Consider the following 20,372-nt stretch of genomic DNA (forward strand, 5'->3'; position numbering starts at 1 on the left):
GTACCCCTCAATTAGGGTACAGTCTTCATCTATGGTTACGCCGTCTGGACCTGCGGATCCAGCTGTCTCAGCAAAATCCGGGAGATTCGCAGATCGTCCGTTTCTTCCACTATGAATTCATACTCGTCATTGTACATGATCGCTTGGCCCTTCTTCGGAGGAATCTCAATCTGAGAGTAAATCCATCCGCCCAACGTATCATAATCCTCAGAGGTAATATTCAAGCCGAAGTGAACGTTAAACTCATCAATCAGCAAGCGGCCGTCAATCGAGAAGGTTTTGTCGTCCTTCTTCTCAATGCTTTGGCGCTCCTCCGTATCGAATTCGTCCTGAATTTCCCCGACGATTTCCTCCAGAATATCCTCAAGAGTAACAAGTCCCGCCGTTCCGCCATATTCATCGATCAGCAGCGCCATCTGCACCTTTTTCTTCTGCATCATCTTCAGCAGATTACTGATTGGCATGGAATCAGGAACCTTCATAATCGGACGAAGCATTTTTCGCAGATCGGATACATTAAATTGCGCTTTTAGCAAATCCTTTATATGAACGAAGCCGATGATGTTGTCCTTATCGGGATCGCATACCGGATACCGTGTACGCATCTCCCGCATCGCAATGTCCATGTTCTCCTTAAAATCAAGATTCGCATACAAGCAGCTCATCTCTTTACGGGGAATCATGATCTCACGGGCATTCGTTTCCGTAAACTCAAATATATTGTCGACCAGCGCGATCTCCGTATTGTCAATCAGACCGCTTTTGTGGCTTTCTTTCATCAAAACGCGAATCTCTTCTTCCGTATGCGCCGCTTCGTGCTCCTGAGCAGGCTCAATCCCGACAATGCGCAGCATCCAGTTGGACAGTCCGTTCAGGACCCAGATAAACGGAAACATAATTTTGTAAAAAACTAGAAGCGGAATCGACGCCCACAGCGTCACTTCCTCCGACTTACGTATGGCGTACGTCTTCGGGAACTGCTCACCCAAGGTGATATGCAGCGTGGTCATAATGGAAAAGGCGATGATAAACGATATGGTATGCAGTGCTACATCATTTAATCCGAAATAATCGATTAAGAGCGGTTCAAGCATTTGGGCAATGGCGGGCTCGCCGACCCAACCTAAGCCTAGTGACGTTAAAGTGATACCCAACTGACATGCCGATAAATACGCGTTAATGTTGGTAAGAATGTTTTGCGCAAACTTCGCGCTGTTGTTGCCTTCCAGAACCAATGCTTCGATCCGGGTATTGCGGACCTTCACCATCGCGAATTCCGCGGCGACAAAGAAACCGTTCACAAGCACCAAAGCAAGTATTAATGCAATGTTCCATAAGGCAGGTAAAGGATCACCCAATTAGTTTCCTATCCACTCCTCTTGAGCGAATAGGTACACCTCCTTGAAGTATGTTTAGATAGCCATACAGAGTCGTATCGCTTATATATCATTATAAAGCAATAACGAGCAATCACAAGGAACCGTCCGGGTCTTCCCCGGCGATAAGGGGATGGAACGGGAATGTACGGCCTACATTTGTGAACTTTTTCGCTTCTTACGGGTCATTTTGCGTCAATTTGGACGATAGCGAAGGAATTTCGATGAAAGCTCCCGAGTCTAATCGAGAAATACATATTTCGCCTTGAGAAAGAATGCCGCAATATGAAAAACCTAGCCTGCGAGGTGCGGCTAGGTCTTTTAAGCATGGGAGTGATGGCTAAACATTAGTCTTTCCAACCAATTATGCACGTTTCGAGGCTCAATTAGAGGCCGGAGACATTTTTTGGAGCAGCGTCAACATCCATTAAGCAACTTTTGTTGTTACTGGCCCAATATTCCCGGCCGTGATAGGCACCGGACGCGCGGTAACGTTATTTTTTCACCTTACTGGCCTAGTCGAACTCACGTTTGGCAAATTAAAGTGATTTCACAACGTTACAGCGACCGTTTCCTGACCTTGATAGGCATAGGGTGCCAGGTAACGTTATTTTTGCACCTTACTGGCCTAGTTGAACTCATGTTTGGCAAGTTAAGGTGATTTTATAACGTTACAGCGACCGTTTCCTGACCTTGACAGGCATAGGGTGCCACGTTATTTTTTCACCTACTGGCCTAATCGAACTCACGTTTGGCAAGTTAAGGTGATTTCACAACGTTACAGCAGGCGTTTTTGGCCGTTTCGTCTGTTTAAGCACACGGCGACACCCTATGGCCTCCCCCGTATCCAGCCCCCAAAACTTTGAACACCATTCTGCAAAATGCAGCTTTCAACTCCATTACCCAATACGTTATAGCTTAATTACCATGATGCACCAAAGCCCGGCAGCACCCGCCCGCTCCGTGCTCCTGCTACGCCTGGCCCTTGAAGAATGCCAGAATCTCGTCCGCCAGCTGCCGCGGCGCTTCCATCATGCTCATATGGCCGGCTCCTGCGATGAGCGCCTGACGGATGTGTCCTCCTGACGCGGAGAACGTTCGAGCCGGAGCCACGATCTGGTCTTCCTCCCCGGCTACCAGCAGGACCGGCACCTTCGCCTCGGACAGCACCTGGTTCCGGTCAGGTCGCGTTCGCATGCCCTCCAGCGTCCGAATCGCCCCGCCGGGGGAAGTCCCGAGACCGATCTGCCGCGCTTTGGTCACAGCCTCCGGCATCGACTCCACATGCTTAGGAGCGAACAGCCGGGGAATCAGACCCTCCAAGAACACAGGCAGTCCCTGCTCCCCTATCGTTTGCATTCCCTTCAATCGGCCTTCCTTGCCCTTCTCATCATCGGGGAACGCGGTGGAATGCACCAATCCGAAGGCCGTCAGCCGATCGGCATGTTGCTCCGCAAGAGCCAGCGTAATATAACCTCCCAGCGAATGCCCTAAGACACTCGCCTGCTTCAGCGCCAGCGTGTCAAGCAATCCTGCAATGTCCGCAGCCATCTCCTCCATAGAGGAACTCGTATCGGGAGCCGAGGAAGCCCCGTGCCCCCTCAGGTCGGGAACAATCACCCGAAGCTCTGTCTGCAGCAGCGGCACGACCTCGTCCCAATACGCCGAGCTGCCGCAAAATCCGTGCAGCAGCACAACCGGCTGTCCGCTTCCCGCTTCATAATAAGCAAGCCTCGCTCCGTTTACATCGGCATATCGCTTGTCCATCCTCTGACCACAACCTTCCGCTTAATCTCCATGCTTACTCCTATTATATCTCTTCTCCCCCACCCTAGCCAAAATGATAAAAAAGCCCGGCAGTATGCACCGAGCGTAAAGGTGCAGGCTGTCGGGCCGCGTTAAGCCTGTTATTTTACCGGCTCTGCCACCGGTTGATACTTGGTTGAGACGTACGTTACGGCCTTAGGCTCCGTAATGACGGTCAAATAGCTCATGTCCGGCTTCGGATCCGTCACGGCATACTGCACATAGGCCTTGTCGCCCTCGAAGCGAATGCCGGTAATGGCGATGGCATATCCTGAGCTCGGCTTCTCCCCGCGGGAGAGCGTCACCTTATTGACCTCCTCGCTCACCTTCTCCACGGTAACCTGAACCTCTTCCGCCGGGGCAGGCTTCTCGGTGTGGGATTCCACGAACTTGATCGCATTGTGCACCCATACGGCCGCTTCGCCGCGGGTGATCTCGCGCTTCGGATACGCCATTCCATCTATCGGCGTCGAGAGCTTGTGCAGGAACAGCCGCTGCAGGCTGTAGTTATATTGAGGATCCACCTGATCGGCATCCTTCAGGTTGATAAGCATCTTGATCACCGGGAAGCTTCCCTTCGTATCGATAGCCTGAATCAGCAGGTGCGCAAACTGCTCTCTCGTAATGGTGCCGTTCGGATCCACATCCTTCGGAATCGACAAACCATTAAGATGAGCAATGATAAAAGCTTCGGCATACCAAGCGTCATTGGCGACCGTCGTAAAATAGTCGGAGGCTTCAGGCTTCTTAATAAACCGGATGTTATCGATATTCAGGTCCAGACCCTTCACCAGCAGCTGTATGCTTTGAGCGAAGCTGATCTTGTTCTTTGGAGCGAATCTCTCCGCATCGACGCCGCTTACGATCCCGCGGGATTTCAAGGTCATAATCGATTCCTTCTGCTCAGGGCTGTCTATGTCGTTAAAAGCAAACACCGAGCCGGCCGTTACAGAGCATAACAGCGCAGCCGTCGTAAGAAGAGTTACTACTTTTTTCATTAGGATCATCATCACCTTTATCACGAAAATGGGAAGTACTCCGGAGTTACCTTCATGACGCCGGCACCTCGTCAAAGGTTGCAGCTCCGGCGAATAAAATCGGTATGAGCGGCAAATCCGGGCATACAATTAGAAATACGCCGATTCATTTATCTAATTGGAGGGATGCCGAATGCCCCAATCCTTAATTCAGATTGCTTTGATTTTGATTATTGCCCGTTCCGGTTACCGTGCGTTTACTTGCATGCAGAAGCTGCGTAAGCCTTGGCTTGATTTGCTGCATTATATATCGGTGGCCGTAGTAGCGTTAGGCTTCCTGATTCGTTAAACCATTGTAGTCTAAGGCATATATAACAGAAGCTCTCCGCGAATCCAAACTTTGGATACCGGAGGGCTATTTTCATTTATTTACCCTTGTGATAAAATGTACAATTATTCCATAGATTTGTCGATCAATGACGAATTTCCTTGAAAAATCTTACATACATATTGACCGCTTCCCATGAACGGTGGTAGAATACGGATAACCAAGTAAACCCATTGGGTTTATCAGAAACATATACATAGGGGAGGAATTATTTATTATGAGCAAGTGGAAACAATCCGTTGTCATGCTTCTCGTGCTGGTGCTGTCCATCGGACTGCTCGCCTGCGGCGCCAAGCCGGCAACGACAGAGCAAGCAAGTAAGCCGGAGGGCAATGCCGCGGCAGGTGGAGCTGCAAGTCTTGACGGTAAGAAGATCGCACTCATTATGCAGATTAACCTCGGTACCTTCTCCGCGCAATACATTGAGGGCGTGAAGGAGCAGACGGAAAAGCTGGGCGGGAAAGTCACTGTATTTACAGCGGACGGCGACCTCGCCAAGATGTCCTCCAACCTGGATGCCGCCATTAACCAGAAATTCGACGCGATTCTCATCGACCACGGTACGGCTGAAGCGCTGGATGCAGGTGTGAAGAAAGCGATCGAGCGTAAGATTCCGGTTGTTGCCTTCGATGCGGACCTCAAGGTTCCGGGCGTTACCGTATTGGAGCAAGGTGACCAGAAGATGGCGGAACTGACGCTGGATCGTCTTGCCAAGGATATCGGCGGTAAAGGAAACATCGTGAAGATCTGGGTTGCCGGCTTCGCCCCGATGGAGCGTCGTCAAATTGCTTACAAGTCTTTCCTTGAAAAGAACAAGGACATTAAAGAAATCGCCGCTTTCGGTGCCGCTTCCCAGAACACGGCGCTGGACACGCAAGCGCAAATGGAAGCGATCCTGAAGAAGTATCCGAACAAAGGCGATATCGCTGCCGTTTGGGCTTCCTGGGATGAATTCGCCAAGGGCGCTGCCCGCGCGATCGAGCAAGCAGGCCGTACGGAAATTAAAGTATACGGCATCGACATGAGCGATGAGGATCTGCAAATGATCCAAAATCCGAAAAACCCTTGGATCGCTTCCGCTGCCGTAGATCCGAAAGACATCGGCCGCATTCAAGTGCGCTACGCTTACCAAAAGATCAAGGGCGAGCAAACGCCTGAGAAGGTTGTACTGGATCCGGTATTCGTTTCCCGCGACCAGCTGCCGCAAACGCAAATCTCCACTGCTCAGCTTAGCGAGCATGTGAAGGGCTGGGGTAACAGCCAGCAGGGCTATACCGATTGGTTGAAGCAAGCCGAGAAGCCTGTGCAGAAGTAAATTTGAGTTATGATCCCATCGGCGCTATGCTGCCGGTGGGATTTTCAGATTATGGGCGAAGGAGCGAGGAACGTTAATGAAGAATGCAGATGCCGCATCTCTTTTGCAAATGAAGGCGATTGTGAAATCGTTCCCAGGCGTGCGTGCCCTGCAGGAGGTGGACTTTGAGGTCCGTCGGGGCGAGATCCACGCGCTCCTCGGAGCGAACGGCGCCGGGAAGAGCACGCTGATGAAGATTTTGTCCGGCGCTTACCGGCCGGATGGGGGCCGGATCCTGCTGGAGGGGCAGGAGCTGTCGATCGGCAGCCCGCTCGATGCCATTCGCAGCGGAATCCAGTGCGTTTATCAGGAGGTGGATACCGCGCTCGTTCCTACTTTGTCGGTAGCGGAGAACATCATGCTCGACAAGCTTACCTCCGGCAGCGGCTGGATTCAGTGGCGAGGGCTCAAGCAGGAAGCCGCTCGAGCGCTGGAGGGAATCGGCCTCGGCGGCTTCGATGTCGACCGGCCGGCCGCGGAGCTGACCATTGCTCAGAAGCAGCTGGTGCTGATCGCCCGGGCGCTGGTGCAGAAGGCTCGGCTGATCATTTTTGACGAGCCGACCGCTCCGCTGTCCGGCGAGGAAACCGAGCAGCTGTTCCGCATTCTCGAGCGCTTGAAGGCCGAAGGCGTCGGCTGCGTCTTCATCTCCCACCGGCTGTCCGAGGTGTTCCGCATCTGCGACCGCATCACGGTCATGCGAGACGGGCGGCGCATCTCGACGAAGCCCGCCGCGGACACCGACGCGAAGGCCGTCGTGGAGGAAATGCTGGGCAAGCCGTTCGAGGAGGAATTCCCGAAGGCGGCGGCAACGATCGGCGAGCCGCTGCTGGAGGCTCGCGGGCTGACCAGCGGCACGAAGGTGCGCGGCGTGGACCTGACCGTGCGGCGCGGCGAGATCGTCGGCGTCGTAGGCCTGGTCGGCGCCGGCAAGACGGAGCTGTCGCGCGTGCTGTTCGGCGCGGACCGGCTGGACGCGGGCGAGCTGCGGCTCAGCGGGCAGCGGCTGCAGCTGCGTGAGCCTTCCGACGCCGTGAATGCCGGGCTTGCGCTCGTTCCGGAGGAACGCCGCAAGCAGGGCATCCTCGTGGAGCAGTCGGTGAAGGCGAACCTGGCGCTGCCGCTGCTGAAGCAGCTGAGCAAGCTCAGCTTCGTGAGCCGCCGCCGGGAGGCGGCGAATGCGGAGGAGCGCATTCGCGAGCTCGGCATTCAGCCGACGAATGCGCTGCAGCTTGTGAAGTACTTGAGCGGCGGCAATCAGCAGAAGGTGGCGGTGGGCAAGTGGCTGCCGACGAACGCGCAGGTATATTTGTTCGATGAGCCGACCAAGGGCGTCGATGTCGGGGCGAAGAGCGATATTTTCCGCCTGATCGGCAGGCTCGCTCAGGAAGGCAAGGGCATTGTTTATTTTTCCTGTGAAATTGCAGAAATTCTTGGCATTGCGGACCGGATTCTTGTCATGAGCTACGGCAGGATTGTGAAGGAGCTGACTCGTGAGGAAGCGACGCAGGAGCTGATTTTGTATTATGCCAGCAGCGGGGAGGCTGTGTGATTCGTCATGAAAGACAAGTTTCTGGACTATTCCTATAAATACGGTGCTTTGGTCATTATCGCCGCTGTTTTTGTTGCATTTACCCTGCTTAATGAGCACTTTCTTTCGTACGATAATTTGGCGGACATATTGCGTTCCATTTCTATCGTTACGTTCGTCGCGATTGGAGTGACGTTCTCTCAGATCGTCGACGGCTTCGACCTGTCGGTTGGCTCTACCGTCTCTCTAACGACGGTGGTGGTGGCGACGATGATGGTTTGGTACCAGCTGCCTCTTATCGTGGTATTGACGGTTCCGCTGCTCATCGGTATCGTTATCGGTTTGCTGAACGCTTTCCTTATCGTGAAGGTGCGTATACCCGATCTGCTCGCCACACTGGCCGTCATGTATATCATCGGTGGCGTTCATAAGACGTATACGAAGGGCTTCTCCATCTATAACAACATGCAAATGACCGACGGGACGAAAGCCCCCGGCAAATTCACCGAGTCGTTCCTCTGGATCGGCAAGGGAGAGCTGCTAGGCCTGCCTGTACCGGTCGTCCTAATGATCGTTGCGGTCGTGGCCGTGCATATTTTCCTGACCTATACCCGCTTCGGCCGCCAGCTGTACGTAACCGGCGGCAACCAGGAGGCGGCGCGTCTCTCAGGGATTCAGGTCAACAAGGTTCGAACGATAGCGTATGTGCTGTCCGGGATCTTCGCTGCGGTTGGCGGAATCTTGTTCGCCGCACGGGTCGGCTCCGGCCAGATCGACGCCGGCGCTCCGCTTCTCATGGAGGCGGTCGCCGCCGTGTTCGTCGGCTTCTCCGTCCTCGGCGCCGGCAAGCCGAACGTGATCGGAACGTTCTTCGGAGCGGTGCTGATCGGCGTTCTGCTGAACGGCCTGACGATGCTCAACCTGCCTTACTATGCCTTCGATATCATCAAAGGCACCGTGCTTGTGCTCGCACTGGCGATTACGTTCATTCACTTGAACCGCCGGAGAGCATAAACCCATACATAGCCCCATTCGGCGCAGTCGCCGGGTGGGGCTATTTTTTGGCCGCTCTCACCTTGATGGCGATCAGATCAACGAGCAGACCCGCCGCGAACCAGAACCCCAAATGCAAAGCATACAGCAGGGCATGCCAAGCTTCTTCATTCCCCATAGTCTCATGCAGCCTTGCGACTGTTCCTTCCAGCGCCATATTTAAAGGGTTCGTCATGAAAATGGGAATATTTTTGTCATCATGGCCCGTCAGGTGGTTGAGACAAATCAGCGAAGAGAACAGCAGAAGCCAGAAGGTGAAGGTTCGGGATATTTTCATCGTAGGAGCCTCCATTCTTTATCGTAGCGTGTAAGATCAATGTAGCATCACTGCCAAACGGGAAACAGTACTATGTTTCTTTAGTACCCCTGAACCAAAGCAGCATGGCGCTCTCTGCCGTAACATATACTGAGCGTAGTGGAGTTGTCCGATTCACTCTATACTTTCCATACGGTTCCGGGGAGGAATGTTACATGACTGCCGGTATATTCCGGTGGCTCAACCTATTAGGGCTGGCTGCCGTGCTTGTGATGAACGGACTTGCGAATGCGCTTCCGCTTGGAGGCAGGACGACGGGAGAAATATCCGCTATGTTTCCCGTGCAGATCACACCGGCCCCGTATGCCTTTTCGATCTGGGGCCTGATCTATGCTCTCTTGATCGCCTACGGCTGGGTGCAAGCTTCTCCGCAAGACGCAGCCGTCCGGAGGTGCTGGGAGCGAACCCTTGGTTCCTGATCAGCTGCTTCTTCAACATCGGCTGGCTGCTGCTTTGGCACCAGCTGCAGATTGCCGCGTCCGTGTTCGCTATGCTCGGTCTGCTCTTCTCCCTGATCGGCTGCTATCTCGGCACACGGCCCCAAGGCATATCCGGCGATCCCGTGATCCGGCTGCTTGTCCAGCTGCCGTTCAGCGTTTACTTGGGCTGGATCTCGGTGGCGACGATCGTCAATAGTACGGTTGCCTTGTCCGCAGCGGGCTGGAACGGCTTTGGCTGGTCCGGTACAGTCTGGACGGTCATCCTGCTCGCTGTGGCCGCGGTTCTCGCACTGCTGATCGGCTCCCGTTATCACGATCCGGCGTACGTACTGGTCTTTGTCTGGGCCTTCATTGCCATCGGAGCAGCGAACCTGCGGCTCGATCCGATCGTCGCGTATGCCTCTTGGACGGCTGCCCTGCTTCTGCTCGGCTTCGCCCTGTGGCTGCTGCTCTCGAACAGGCAAGCCCATACCTCTGCGGCTGCGTAATGGATATTCTCCTCCCGATGATGGCAACCTATAATCCGGGAGGTGATTTCCATGTCAGGCAGAAATAACAAGCCCAAGAACGACGGACCGGCCAGCGAGCCGTCCCGTCTGGATCAGTTCGGCGACAAGCTGGCGGAGGACACGGTGTCCGCAAGTCAAGCGGAAGCTTGCGACAACAACGAAAAGCGCTAACCATACATGACCAAACAAGGCTGAACACCCGGATTGGCTGTCCGGGGTTCAGCCTTTGTTATGTGCGCTGCCGTTTGCAAGCCCGATGGCCCGCTATACTTGCCTCGCCTCCAGCCTTCCCGCCACCAGCGACAACGAATAATTCACGACGAAGTAGATGAGTGCGGCGAGGAGCAAAATCGGGATAACGAAGTTGATATTTTGCCCGGAAATGATCTGCGCGTTATGCATCAGCTCCGGCAGTGATACCACGACGGCCAGAGAGGTGTCCTTGAGCAGCGAGATGAACTGGCTCACCATCGGCGGCACCATCCGGCGCAGCGCTTGGGGAAGCAGCACATAGCGCAGTGCCTGCACGTAGGACAGTCCTGACGAACGAGCCGCTTCCAGCTGCCCCTTGTCGATCGACATAAGCCCGCTGCGCACGATTTCGGACACCATGGCCGCCTCGAACACTGTAAGGGCGACAATGACGCCGGTCACGAGATCCAGTTTGATCCCTATCTCCGGCAGGGCGAACTTCGTAAAGAAAATAATCAGCAGCAGCGGCAAATTCCGCACGACCTCCACCAAAACGGCAAGCACTGGGGAAACGACGGGAACCTTGGCAAACCGGAGGGTCCCGATCAGCGCCCCGATGAAGAAGCTGGCGACAATCGCCGCCGCTGCCACCGTCAGCGTCATCCATAAGCCTTCCAGCAGAAATCGAAGATTAGCCGGAGAATACGCCTCAAGCAGGTGTTCCATCCCAAGCCCCCCTTTCCTTCCGTGTATCCGTTTTCCGTTAAGCCGGTCCGGCCAGCCGCTTCTCCAAATACCTTACGCCGATACTCAGCGGGATTGTGAGCACCAGATAAAACATCGCCACAAAAATATAAACCTCGAACGTCACGAACGACTTTGATGAGATGATGTCCGCGTAATACATCAGATCGAGTCCTGCAACGACGCCCAGAACGGAGGAGTTTTTGACCAGGTTCAGAAACTGGTTGCCGATCGGCGGGATCACAATCTTGATGGCCTGCGGAAGCACGACATAACGCATGGTCTGAATGTAGGTCAGGCCCGAGGCCCGGGCCGCCTCCGTCTGCCCCCTCGGCACGGACTGAATGCCGGCTCTTACCGCCTCCGCGATAAACGCGGAGGTATACACGGTAAGCCCGATGGTGCCTGCCGCAAAGCCGTCGAGCGGGATCCCCAGCGCAGGAGAGCCTAAGAAAAACAGCATCACGATGAGCAGCAGCGGAATGTTGCGGATAAATTCGACGTACGCGGTGCTAAGCCACTGGAGCGGCTTCAACGGAGCGATGCGGAGCACAGCGATCACGGTGCCGAGAACGAAGCTGGCCGCCAGGGCGATCAAGCTCGTTTGAACGGTGTTGCCGAAGCCCAGCAAATACGTATCCCAGTATTTAACCATGATGTCCCATTTCACCCGCATGATCACCTCCTTCGTAGACCCGAAGAACCTTCGTTATTTGCTTGGCTTCTCGCCGATCCACTTCTCGTACGTCTTATCGTATTCTCCGCTGGCCTTCATGTCCTTCAGGAACGTATTCACGAAGCGTACGAACTCCGAATCTCCCTTGCGAATGGCCATCCCGTAAGGCTCATCCGTAAACGTGCCCCCGACCAGCTGATAGTTCGGATCCTGCTTCGTCATGCCGTACAATATCGCGTTATCCGTGGTCAGCGCATCCCCCTGCCCCGCTTTGAGCGCCGTAAATGCTTCCTGATAGTTCTCGAATTCCAGCGTCGTTGCCTCCGGCGCCTTCGCGCGGATGTTCGCTGCGGAGGTGGAGCCCTTCACGGCGAGCACCTTCGTCCCTTTGGTCAAGTCGGCGATGGACTGGATTTTGCTTCCTTTCTTTACCAGCAGCGACTGCCCCGCCTTAAAATACACATCGGAGAAATCGACCTCCTGCTTGCGTTCCTCGGAAATCGTCATGGTGGCGATGATCATGTCGATCTCCCCGTTCTTCAGCATCGGAATGCGCGTCTTCGACGTCACTTCCTTCAGCTCCAGCTTATTCTCATCACCCAGAATCTTCTTCGCGAGCGCCTTGGCTATGTCGATATCGAAGCCCTCCACCTTCCCCGTCGCCGGATCCTTCAGGCCGAACAGCTTCGTATCGTGTTTGACTCCGACGACCAGCTTGCCGCGCTTTTTAATCTCCTCGAGCGTCTTGCCCGGCGCCGCTCCCTGCACGGGCGTAGCTCCCGGCTGGGTTTCCTTGCCGCCGGCACAGCCCGCTAATACGGACAATGCCACCAGTAGAGCTAAGCCTGCCTTCCACCAAGTCTGTATCCTTTTGACCATCGTTATCTATCCCCTCTCCTTTGGTTTAGTGCTGAAGCAGCCGGCTCAGGAACAGTCTCGCCCGCTCTTCTGCAGGTCTCGTGAAAAATTCCGACGGAGGCCCTTCCTCCACGATCTGCCCCTGGTCCATGAAGATCACCCGGTCCGCCACCTCACGGGCAAAGCCCATCTCGTGAGTGACAACGACCATCGTCATGCCCTCCTTGGCCAGGCTGCGCATGACGTCCAGCACCTCGCCGATCATCTCCGGGTCGAGTGCCGACGTCGGCTCGTCGAACAGCATGATCTTCGGCTTCATGGCAAGTCCGCGGGCTATCGCCACCCGCTGCTGCTGCCCCCCGGACAGCTCCGAGGGATAGGAATCCGCCTTCTCCGGGATGCCTACCTTTTTCAAAAAATACAAGGCGGTCTTCTCGGCCTCCTCGCGCGGAATGCCGCCCACCTTGATCGGAGCGAGGGTAATGTTCTGAAGCACCGTCATGTGAGGATACAGGTTGAAGTGCTGGAACACCATGCCGATCTCCCGGCGAAGCTTGTTCATATCGGTCTTCCTGTCGTTCACTTCCACCCCCAGCACGTTCAGCTCGCCGTCCGTAACCGTCTCGAGCCGGTTGATGCAGCGAAGCAGGGTGCTTTTGCCCGAGCCGGAAGGTCCGATTACGACCACGACCTCCCCTTGCTTCACCGATAGGTCAATGTCCTTAAGTACATGAAACGCGCCGTAGTGCTTGTTTACCTTCCTGAACCGAATCATTCGGGTACCTCCTTTATGCGGCGTCGGTTCTTACAGATATATACCCTTTGCATTGAAAATATGACTTCGCCTTAATCAATTATGTCAAAATTTGTCATAGACAAGCGCGTGTGGGACCCATATCATGAAATAGATACGAAGATTATCGGGAGGTAACCGTGTTTGCTGGCATTTTGTTAAAGTGATTTTTTGATCTAACAGCGAGGATCCGGACCGGGGTCACAAAGGTAACGTGATTTTTTATCGCAACAACGTTCGTTGGTGCTCCTTCTTGCAGGAAGAGTACCCTGTAAAGCGATTTTTTCACTCTAATTGAGTGGGTTCGGCAAAAGCTCACAGTTGTAAAGTGATTTTTTCACCCTACTACGAATATACGAGGAGGCATCACATGAAACGACTTCTCACTTACGCGCTCCCCATCGTTATGGGGATATCCTCCCTGGCCTGTGCCGCACCTCAAGATGCGGCCGCTGCAGGCAGCTTTACGGACACGGCGAAGCACTGGGCCGCTCCGGCGATCGGCTGGGCGGTGGATCAGCATATTGTGGACGGCTACGAGGATGCTACGTTCCGTCCGGACCAAGCGGTATCGGAGCCGGAATTTTTGGCTATGCTGCTGCGTGCCTACCCGGAGGCTAAGCTCCCCGAGGCCCAAAACGGCGCCTCTTGGTACGAGCCTTACTACAGCTTCGCTGACGCGCACCGTTGGCCTGTGATCCGCTCCACCGACCGGGCCAAGTATAACCGCGGTGAGGTCGCCCGGGTGATTGCCGCCTCACAGAAGGGAACGCAGCTTAACGTCAGCGATTCCGTGCGCTTCCTGCTTGAGCAGGGCTTGTCCCAAGGCAAGTCGGCAGCAACCGTCGAAGGCTACGAAGCGGCGGACAAGCTTACTCGTGCGGAGGCCGTACAGTTCATCAGCAACCTGAAGCAGAAGCAGTTTCATCTGCTTCCGGGCCAAAGTCCGGCGGGGTCAGGCACAGTGCCCGCGACTTCCGCACCTCCGACAGAGCCGGCATCGACCAAAGCTTCGGTTACGGTTAAGGGAATTGCGATCGGAGATTCCGCGGATACCGTCATTGCCCGCCTCGGTCAGCCTGCACGGAAGGACGCCGCAGAGTATCCGGGCATGACCTGGTACATTTACAATCAGGATTACGCTTCCTACGCGCAGATCGGGGTAAGCGAGGGAGGCAAAGTTGTCGCCCTGTATACGCCTTCGAGCAATTGGTCGACCGATCGCGGCATTAAGGACGGCTCGGGCAAGGCCGAGGTGACGCAGTCCTACGGCACTCCGCTGAAGTTCATTCTGAAGGGGAATACGCAATTCATCATCAATTATGGAAAAAGCGGCGGGGAATATGCCACCTACGAGGCGGACGGGGCTTATGTAACGTTCTTCTATGATCTTCATAAGGATCAAACGGTGACAGGCATCCAGGTGGTTGAAAAGGGAACCGAGCAATCGCTCAAAGCCTTCTACCCGAAAGGCAGCAGCGAGCTTGCTTCCGCCTTCGAGCGCCAAAGCTTGGACCTTGCCAATGCACACCGGGTGAAGCTCGGTCTACCGGCCTTCGTCTGGGATGATGCCGCCGCAGCGACCGCCCGCAAGCACAGCCAGGACATGGCGGCAAAGGGCTACTTCGACCATACGAATCTGCAAGGGCTGAGCCCCTTCGACCGGATGGACCGGGACGGTATCGAGTACCGTTCGGCGGCAGAGAACATCGCAGCGGGACAGCAAAGCGCCATTCAGGCGCACCATGGCTGGATGAACTCCGAAGGCCATCGGGTGAATCTTCTAAGCGATAATCAGCGGCTTGGCGTCGGTGTATACTTCGGCGGCGACATGCACATTTACTACACGCAAAATTTCTTGAGTCCTTAACAGAGAAGGACCTGACGGCCTTTGAATCGGCGCTGTCAGGTCCTTTGTTTCATTTCTTGCGGTAACTTGTCGGCGTTACCCCTGTTTTCCGCTTGAACAGCCTGTGAAAAAACTTCAAATCCGCATAGCCTACGGCGGACGAAATATCCCGAATGCTGCGGTCGGACGACCGGAGCAAGCGGCAGGCTGCGTCCATGCGGACATTTTGCAAATACGTGGAATAGTTCATACCGGTCTGCTTCAGAAATAAGCGGCTGAATTGCCGCTCGCTCAGCTTCATCTGGGACGCAAGCTCCTTCAATGTCACATCCCCCGCATAATTCGAGTCAATGTAAGCTATAGCCTGATCCAAAGGGTACCAGCCTGAGGAAGCCGCCGGTCCCTCCGCTGAATGCTGAAGCCGATGAAATCCGATCAAGATGCGAAGCACAATGGATGTCAGCACCGCCTTGCCGCCGGGGAGCATGGCTGCATATTCCCGGTACAGCTCCTTGAACCAGCCGTGAAACTCGCCGGGGTCGCGAGCCTGCCGCCACGAGGAAGACGGCTCCGCATAGACAGCCAGCAGTCTCTCCGCATCAGGGAACATCGACTGCAGCTGCTTCACATATTCCGGCGGGAAAACACAGTTATAGACGACCAGCTTTTTATCCCGCTCCGGCGTAGACGGACGAAATACGTGGGACACACCAACCGGGATAAAAAATACATCCCCCTGCGTGACCGGGATCACTTCACCGCCGATATAGTGGGTTCCCGAGCCTTCACTGACGTAGGTCAGCTCGATGAAGTCATGCCGGTGCTCCGTCAGCTGGAACGTTTCCAGTGCGCGGTTTACGTACAACGAAACCCCCGGCGAGAATAAAGACGTCCCCTGAAGCTCCTCCACCTTGCGCTTAATCCCCAACCTCACCGCCTCCTGCCAGCATGGATCTTTTCCTTATCGTAGAGCATTTCCCCTATTATTGTCCATAGTGGCCTATAGGAATGTCCGTTTCACCCCCTCTTCGAATGCTTCAAACCGCTTACAATGAAGGTAATCTTACGAATATCCATCATACCGGGAGGAATGAAACCATGAGTACCTTACATGTTGTTGGCCTTCGCTGCGAGTATCTGCAAAACCCGTTAGGGGTGACGGTAAAAGCGCCGCGCTTTAGTTGGAAGCTCTCATCCGACCTTTTCCATGTGCTGCAAGGAGCTTATCGCATTCAGGTGTCAAAGGAGGATGCCGGCTTCGCTCCGTCGTCCCTCGTATGGGACAGCGGCGTCGTCGCTTCAGACCAAAGCGTTCATGTGGAATATGCGGGAGAACCGCTTGAAGCCATGACAAGATATTACTATCGGGTACAGGTATGGGACCGCTCGCATCATTCCACAGACTGGAGCGAAGTCGCCCACTGGGAGATGGGGCTGTTAACTCCGGAGGATTGGCAAGCCGAATGGATTACGCCGGACCCGGCGGCTCTCGATCCGAAATCCGAAGCGGCCTTCCTGCTGCGCAAGGAATTTGCCTTACAGCCGGGCATTCGCCGCGCAGCCTTGTTCGCCACGAGCCTTGGCCTCTACGAGCTGCAGCTGAACGGAGCCAAGGTCGGCGATAGCCTTTTCACCCCGGGCTGGACCAGCTATCGCCATCGGCTTCAGGTGCAGGCTTATGACGTCACAGATCAGTTGAAGGAAACGAATGCCATCGGAGCAACATTGGCTAACGGCTGGTATAAGGGGAATTTGGGCTGGCAGGGAAAGTCGGAGCTCTTCGGGGACACACGTGCGCTGCTGCTCCAGCTGCAGGTCTGGTACGAGGACGGATCGCAGGAAATGCTCGTAAGCGATGCCTCCTGGCGCGCGGCTGCGGGACCGATTCTGATGTCGGAGCTGTACCACGGCGAATCATACGATGCCAGGCTGGAGCATCCCGGCTGGAGCTTGCCCGGCTTCGATGAGAAGCGTTGGGCGTCCGTGGCTTCAGTATCTCATCCGAAGGATCAGCTGGTCGGAGAGCAAAGCGAGCGGATTCGGGTTACCGGACAGCTGAAGCCTGTTGCGGTGCTTCGCACTCCTAACGGCGAGACCGTACTGGATATGGGCCAGAACATGGTCGGACGCATGCGTTTTACCGTTGAGGCTCCTGCGGGAACAAAGGTTATCCTCCAACACGCCGAGGTCTTAGACAAGGAAGGTAATTTCTATACGGGCAATCTGCGCAGTGCGAAGCAAACCGTAACTTATATGTGTAAGGGAGGCGCAGAGGAAACCTACGAACCTTCCTTTTCCTTCCAAGGCTTCCGGTATGTCAAGCTGGAGGGCTTCCCCGAGCCGATCGATCCGGAACGGTTCGTCGGCAGCGTCATCCATACGGACATGGAGCCCGCAGGCTTCTTCGAATGCTCAAATGAGCTGATCAACAAGCTGCAAAGCAACATTGTCTGGGGCCAGCGGGGCAACTTCCTCGATGTCCCTACCGATTGCCCTCAGCGTGACGAGCGTCTTGGCTGGACCGGAGACGCCCAAGTGTTTATCAGAACGGCTGCCTTCAACTATGGAGTCGCCCCTTTCTTCACCAAGTGGCTTAAGGATCTGAAGGCCGACCAACGGCCGGATGGCGGAGTTCCCTTCGTCATTCCTAACGTACTGGGAGAAACCTCCCATTCCTCTGCCGCGTGGGGGGACGCAGCGGTCATCTGTCCGTGGACGATCTACTTATGCTACGGGGATCGGAGAATTCTTGAAGAGCAGTATGACAGCATGAAGAGCTGGGTGGAATACATTCGAAGCCAGGGGGATAACGAGCTGTTATGGAACACAGGCTTCCACTTCGGGGATTGGTTAGGCCTGGACGCCAAAGAGAACAGCTATATCGGGGCGACGCCGAAGGACCTCATAGCTACAGCGTTCTATGCCTACTCCACCTCTCTTGTAGCCAAGACTGCGGCCGTACTGGGCTATGAGCAGGAGGCTGAGCAATACGGCAAGCTTCATGAACGCATCGTCGAGGAATTCGCCCGTGAATTCATTACGCCGAACGGTCGATTGGCTGGACATACCCAGACCTCCCACGTCCTTGCGCTGATGTTCGATCTGGTGCAGGGGGAAACGAAAGCCCGGTTGGCGGCAACACTGGCCTCCTATGTGGAGGAGCAGAAGGTGCATCTGACTACAGGCTTCGTCGGAACGCCTTATCTCTGCAATGTTTTGTCTTCAAACGGATATCACGAGCTGGCCGTCAAGCTGATGCAGCAGGAGGATTATCCGTCTTGGCTGTATACGGTGCGTCAGGGAGCTACCACCATCTGGGAGCATTGGGACGGAATCAAGGAGGACGGTTCTTTCTGGAGCGACAACATGAATTCCTACAATCATTATGCTTATGGGGCGATCGGAGACTGGCTGTACCGCGTCGTATGCGGAATTGAGCTGGATGAGAGGCTCCCCGGCTACAAAAGGATCGTGCTTCAGCCGAACCCGAACTCCGGACTAACGTATGCCCGGGCAGCCTTGGATTGCTTTTACGGAGCCATTCGCAGCGAATGGAGCAAAGCGGAGGACGGCTCCATAACCTACTCTTTCGAAGTCCCTGCCAATACTACCGCCCTCATTCGATTGACGTCTACCGAAAGTCAAATCCCTCCGGTGAACGGGCGAAGTGCATCTGAAGCCGATGGCGTACTTAGCGTTAACACCTTGAACAATCAGGTTGAGCTCGAGGTGGGCTCCGGACGTTACACCATTATAGCCAAGTAACATACCGAAGCCGCCCTGCCGATACGTTCGGGGGGCGGCTTATCTTTATTGCAGCTGCTCTAGGTCGGCAGTTACCTTCTCGATCATTTGAACAAAAGAAGAAAGCTCCTCCGCACTGGCTGCCTGTGTCTGCGATTGCGCCGTGGTCTTCTCCGATTCGCGCTCAACTTCCTTAAGGAGCTTAGAGATCACGCTAACCTTCTCTTGTATTTGAGAGAGCGCTTCCTTGGAGCCCCCGGCAAGCTTGCGCACTTCGTTGGCGACCACCTGAAAGCCGCGGCCCTGTTCACCGGCCCTTGCCGCTTCAATTGCAGCGTTTAAGCCGAGAAGGTGCGTCTGATCCGAAATTTCCTTAATCAGCGTACCCATCTCTTCAATGTGATCAACTTCCTTCGACAGCGAATGTACCATGCCGTTGGCAATTTCCTGCGATTCGGCGGTCCGGATGGCGGAATCGGCTACGGACTGGCTGCTGCTGCTCAGCTGCACCATCATCGAAGCAAGATCCTGTACGGCTGCGTTGATCCCCTTAAGCAAGCGGGCTTGGTCATCGGCCAGGGTTTGAATCTTCTTCTTCTCTTCTATTTCATAAGCCTCAAGCACAAGCTGGGAGTCCAGATTGAACATTTTGGTCAGCGAGTGAATGATCTGCAGCCAAGCCTCCGGTGCCGCCTGCTTGAAATATCGCGTAGCCAATTCCAAGTACAGCATATAAGTCCCTAAGTACCATTGCGTGTCCAGCCCGATCCGGGAATGGACTTGCCCGATAAAGATCCGCTTGTTAATAAACTCCTCATCAATGATTCCCGCCGTTAGCGATAAAAAGTACCACCGCTGGGTTTCCTTCAGCCGATCTACTGTGCTGTGCTTTTCTATAATTTGCCTTAGCTGCGGCTTCTTCATGATTCGGTCATACAGCTCGTCCACCAGCTTGTCAACCACCGCTTGGAATACCGGTTCTTGCTTTTGCAAAAGTGATAAATCTTCGTCCGTAATGCCGGTATACTCCAGCTGCTCTTTTCGCGCTTCAGATAAATGCTTCATTCGATCCCCCATGCTGCTTCATAATAATGTGAATTGGCAGTACGGCTGCAATCTGCAGCCTCTAACCCAGACTCCCTTTCATTTTACCCTGTTTCGACCGTTCGCGCTATTGCAAGCAGGCCAGCAGAAAAAGCAGCCCTAGGGCTGCCATCGTACCTTACCATTGCGTTTTTAATTGTTTGAATGCAGCAATGAAGGCGTCCGGACGATCCTTCAACGTATAGGAGAATACGCCTTGGCTCGTGTATAAATATAACATCCCGTCCGTTCCACCCATATGCCGGTAGGAGGCGTCGAACACTTCCGCAACAGGAAAAGCCCGGTTCCGAGTTACGAGCTTATCGGGATATAGAACCATTTCACGATGATCGGTGACCGTGGTTTGCTCGGAGCCCTCCACTTTCCTCTCCACCTTATAGTAGGGCTGTTTGGCTATCCAATTCACGCAGCTCCTCCTTATTCCAAGAGCCCGGCAGCGACTGCCGCTGCGCCAGCTACGGTCATTAACGCCCCACCCAGTCGGGTAGACCACAAATACAAAACAGAAGGCTCCGTGGCATCACCGGACTTCCAGCTTTCCGTAACAGCCCACAGGACTGACGGTTTGACCATCATGAGCAGCCCAATTAGAACAAGCAGAACTCCTATCGCCGCCATAGCTCACCCCACAACATGAATTCGTTAAGGATATATACGATTTA

General features: G+C 54.7%; 19 protein-coding genes and 1 pseudogene. 8 read left to right on the forward strand and 12 right to left on the reverse strand.

What is annotated here, in order from left to right:
• Positions 1 to 35: 35 nt before the first annotated feature.
• From QMO62_RS13715 to QMO62_RS13725, 3 genes are all read right to left on the reverse strand, one after another.
• On the reverse strand, positions 36 to 1,358 hold the full coding sequence (locus QMO62_RS13715; protein ID WP_284641665.1) for a hemolysin family protein: 1,323 nt from the start codon (positions 1,356 to 1,358) through the stop codon (positions 36 to 38).
• Positions 1,359 to 2,348: 990 nt separating this feature from the next.
• Complete coding sequence (locus tag QMO62_RS13720) at positions 2,349 to 3,143, reverse strand: alpha/beta fold hydrolase (RefSeq protein WP_284641667.1); 795 nt, start codon at positions 3,141 to 3,143, stop codon at positions 2,349 to 2,351.
• A gap of 140 nt (positions 3,144 to 3,283) precedes the next feature.
• Positions 3,284 to 4,180 (reverse strand): S-layer homology domain-containing protein, encoded by an 897-nt coding sequence (locus QMO62_RS13725; protein ID WP_284641668.1) that lies wholly within the window; start codon positions 4,178 to 4,180, stop codon positions 3,284 to 3,286.
• Between the two features lie 172 nt (positions 4,181 to 4,352).
• Between QMO62_RS13725 and QMO62_RS13730 the strand changes: the two genes are divergently transcribed.
• The 4 genes from QMO62_RS13730 (at position 4,353) to QMO62_RS13745 (ending at position 8,446) form a co-directional block, all read left to right on the forward strand.
• Positions 4,353 to 4,508: a hypothetical protein gene (locus tag QMO62_RS13730; protein ID WP_284641670.1), complete on the forward strand. Its 156-nt coding sequence runs from the start codon at positions 4,353 to 4,355 to the stop codon at positions 4,506 to 4,508.
• A 256-nt stretch (positions 4,509 to 4,764) separates the two neighbouring features.
• Complete coding sequence (locus QMO62_RS13735; RefSeq protein WP_284641672.1) at positions 4,765 to 5,862, forward strand: sugar ABC transporter substrate-binding protein; 1,098 nt, start codon at positions 4,765 to 4,767, stop codon at positions 5,860 to 5,862.
• 76 nt (positions 5,863 to 5,938) lie between these two features.
• Positions 5,939 to 7,453, forward strand: a complete 1,515-nt coding sequence (locus tag QMO62_RS13740; protein ID WP_284641674.1) for a sugar ABC transporter ATP-binding protein — start codon at positions 5,939 to 5,941, stop codon at positions 7,451 to 7,453.
• Between the two features lie 6 nt (positions 7,454 to 7,459).
• Positions 7,460 to 8,446, forward strand: a complete 987-nt coding sequence (locus QMO62_RS13745) for an ABC transporter permease (RefSeq protein ID WP_284641677.1) — start codon at positions 7,460 to 7,462, stop codon at positions 8,444 to 8,446.
• Positions 8,447 to 8,486: 40 nt separating this feature from the next.
• Here the strand turns inward: QMO62_RS13745 and QMO62_RS13750 are convergent, their stop codons facing one another.
• Positions 8,487 to 8,762 (reverse strand): hypothetical protein, encoded by a 276-nt coding sequence (locus QMO62_RS13750; protein ID WP_284641678.1) that lies wholly within the window; start codon positions 8,760 to 8,762, stop codon positions 8,487 to 8,489.
• A gap of 251 nt (positions 8,763 to 9,013) precedes the next feature.
• Here QMO62_RS13750 and QMO62_RS13760 point away from each other — a divergent pair.
• A pseudogene (locus QMO62_RS13760) lies at positions 9,014 to 9,729 on the forward strand (TspO-related membrane protein).
• A gap of 51 nt (positions 9,730 to 9,780) precedes the next feature.
• Positions 9,781 to 9,921, forward strand: a complete 141-nt coding sequence (locus QMO62_RS13765) for a hypothetical protein (RefSeq protein WP_284641684.1) — start codon at positions 9,781 to 9,783, stop codon at positions 9,919 to 9,921.
• 93 nt (positions 9,922 to 10,014) lie between these two features.
• Here QMO62_RS13765 and QMO62_RS13770 read toward each other — a convergent pair whose 3' ends face one another.
• The 4 genes from QMO62_RS13770 to QMO62_RS13785 are packed head-to-tail and all read right to left on the reverse strand — an operon-like array spanning position 10,015 to position 12,995.
• Entirely contained in the window at positions 10,015 to 10,668 is a 654-nt protein-coding gene (locus QMO62_RS13770; RefSeq protein ID WP_284641686.1) for an amino acid ABC transporter permease, read from the reverse strand.
• Positions 10,669 to 10,705: 37 nt separating this feature from the next.
• Positions 10,706 to 11,362 carry an amino acid ABC transporter permease gene (locus QMO62_RS13775; protein ID WP_284641688.1) on the reverse strand — a complete coding sequence of 219 codons (657 nt, stop codon included), beginning with the start codon at positions 11,360 to 11,362 and terminating at the stop codon, positions 10,706 to 10,708.
• A gap of 33 nt (positions 11,363 to 11,395) precedes the next feature.
• Positions 11,396 to 12,241, reverse strand: coding sequence for a glutamate ABC transporter substrate-binding protein (locus QMO62_RS13780; RefSeq protein WP_284641690.1), 846 nt, complete (start codon positions 12,239 to 12,241; stop codon positions 11,396 to 11,398).
• Positions 12,242 to 12,266: 25 nt separating this feature from the next.
• Positions 12,267 to 12,995: an amino acid ABC transporter ATP-binding protein gene (locus tag QMO62_RS13785; RefSeq protein ID WP_284641691.1), complete on the reverse strand. Its 729-nt coding sequence runs from the start codon at positions 12,993 to 12,995 to the stop codon at positions 12,267 to 12,269.
• A gap of 388 nt (positions 12,996 to 13,383) precedes the next feature.
• Here QMO62_RS13785 and QMO62_RS13790 point away from each other — a divergent pair, with 388 nt between their 5' ends.
• Complete coding sequence (locus QMO62_RS13790) at positions 13,384 to 14,883, forward strand: CAP-associated domain-containing protein (RefSeq protein ID WP_284641693.1); 1,500 nt, start codon at positions 13,384 to 13,386, stop codon at positions 14,881 to 14,883.
• Positions 14,884 to 14,932: 49 nt separating this feature from the next.
• Here the strand turns inward: QMO62_RS13790 and QMO62_RS13795 are convergent, their stop codons facing one another.
• Complete coding sequence (locus QMO62_RS13795; RefSeq protein ID WP_284641695.1) at positions 14,933 to 15,790, reverse strand: AraC family transcriptional regulator; 858 nt, start codon at positions 15,788 to 15,790, stop codon at positions 14,933 to 14,935.
• Between the two features lie 170 nt (positions 15,791 to 15,960).
• Here QMO62_RS13795 and QMO62_RS13800 point away from each other — a divergent pair, with 170 nt between their 5' ends.
• Positions 15,961 to 18,627: an alpha-L-rhamnosidase gene (locus QMO62_RS13800; RefSeq protein ID WP_284641697.1), complete on the forward strand. Its 2,667-nt coding sequence runs from the start codon at positions 15,961 to 15,963 to the stop codon at positions 18,625 to 18,627.
• A gap of 45 nt (positions 18,628 to 18,672) precedes the next feature.
• On the opposite strand, the gene QMO62_RS13805 is transcribed toward QMO62_RS13800, so the two are convergent.
• The 3 genes from QMO62_RS13805 to QMO62_RS13815 form a co-directional block, all read right to left on the reverse strand.
• Entirely contained in the window at positions 18,673 to 19,671 is a 999-nt protein-coding gene (locus tag QMO62_RS13805) for a globin-coupled sensor protein (RefSeq protein WP_284641699.1), read from the reverse strand.
• A 157-nt stretch (positions 19,672 to 19,828) separates the two neighbouring features.
• Positions 19,829 to 20,116 carry a hypothetical protein gene (locus QMO62_RS13810; protein WP_284641701.1) on the reverse strand — a complete coding sequence of 96 codons (288 nt, stop codon included), beginning with the start codon at positions 20,114 to 20,116 and terminating at the stop codon, positions 19,829 to 19,831.
• An 11-nt stretch (positions 20,117 to 20,127) separates the two neighbouring features.
• Positions 20,128 to 20,328, reverse strand: coding sequence for a DUF6199 family natural product biosynthesis protein (locus QMO62_RS13815; RefSeq protein WP_284641703.1), 201 nt, complete (start codon positions 20,326 to 20,328; stop codon positions 20,128 to 20,130).
• Positions 20,329 to 20,372: the final 44 nt, after the last annotated feature.

Source organism: Paenibacillus silviterrae (assembly GCF_030167925.1).
Taxonomy (GTDB): domain Bacteria; phylum Bacillota; class Bacilli; order Paenibacillales; family NBRC-103111; genus Paenibacillus_G; species Paenibacillus_G silviterrae.